We start from the raw sequence: 1,189 nt of genomic DNA, 5'->3' as shown, positions 1-1,189 counted from the left end.
GCTTCATCCCGGCGCGCACACGCAGCACGGTGCCGGTCGACATGCCGCCCTCGGTCCCGCCGGCCCTGTCGGAGCCGCGGGTGATGCCGTCGGCGGTGGCGAAGAGCTCGTCGTGCGCCGCCGAACCGCGACGACGCGTGGTCTCGAAGCCGTCGCCGACCTCGACGCCCTTGATCGCCTGGATGCTCATGAGCGCTTGCGCGAGACGTGCGTCGAGGCGGCGGTCCCAGTGCACGTGCGAGCCGAGCCCCGGGGGCAGCCCGTAGGCGAGAACCTCGACGATGCCACCGAGCGTGTCGCCGTCCTTCTTCGCATCGTCGACCTCGGCGACCATCAGTGCAGAGGTGGCTGCGTCGAAGCAGCGCAACGGATCGGCGTCGAGCGCGTCCACGTCGTCCGGGGTGGGCAGAGGCGAGCCTTCAGGCACGCGTACCGGACCGATCGAGAGCGTGTGGCTGACGAGACGGATGCCGAGTTCGCCGAGGAACGAGCGGGCGATCGCGCCGAGAGCCACGCGAGCCGCCGTCTCACGGGCGCTCGCACGCTCGAGGATCGGACGTGCCTCGTCGAAGTCGTACTTCTGCATGCCCACGAGGTCGGCGTGCCCCGGGCGCGGGCGCGTGAGAGGAGCGCTGCGTCCGCGGGACCTGTCGGTGAGCTCGACCGGCTCGGGGTTCATGACCTCGATCCACTTCGGCCACTCGGTGTTGCCGATGCGCAGGGCGATCGGGCTGCCGAGGCTCTTGCCGTGGCGCACACCGCCGGAGATCGTCAGCTCGTCCTGCTCGAACTTCATCCGCGAACCCCGGCCGTAGCCGAGCTTGCGGCGAGAGAGGTCGGCCTGGATGGCCTCGGACGACACAGGGACGCCGGAGGGCAGACCCTCCATGACGGCGATGAGTTCTGGGCCGTGCGATTCGCCGGCCGTGAGCACGCGGAGCATTGCTCCAGTCTCCCACGGGTTCGCACCCCCGCCGCGCCGCGTTTCGTCGTCGACGCCGATCGAGTCAGATGGCGGCACGCATCGCCGCGATCACGGCGACCTCATCCGGCAGTTCGGCGGCGGGATCACCGTGCAGGAAGATACGGATCTGGCGCACCGCCTGGTGCAGCAGCATCCCGAGCCCGGAGATCGTGGCGCCGTCGGCCCATCGCGCTGCGAGGGCAGACGGCCACGGTGCGTAGGCGG

The 1,189-nt window shown here is 70.6% G+C and carries 1 protein-coding gene and 1 pseudogene; both read right to left on the bottom strand.

Annotated elements, in window-relative coordinates; translation table 11 throughout:
* A partial coding sequence (gene aroC / locus KZA10_RS15675; protein ID WP_218683348.1) for a chorismate synthase occupies positions 1-943 on the bottom strand: 943 nt, incomplete at its 3' end.
* A gap of 64 nt (positions 944-1,007) precedes the next feature.
* Positions 1,008-1,189 (bottom strand): annotated as a pseudogene (locus KZA10_RS15670) (shikimate dehydrogenase); the annotation flags it as partial.

It is taken from the genome of Microbacterium sp. BF1, assembly GCF_019279095.1.
Lineage (GTDB): Bacteria > Actinomycetota > Actinomycetes > Actinomycetales > Microbacteriaceae > Microbacterium > Microbacterium maritypicum.
This window is presented reverse-complemented; position numbering and strand designations above follow the sequence as displayed.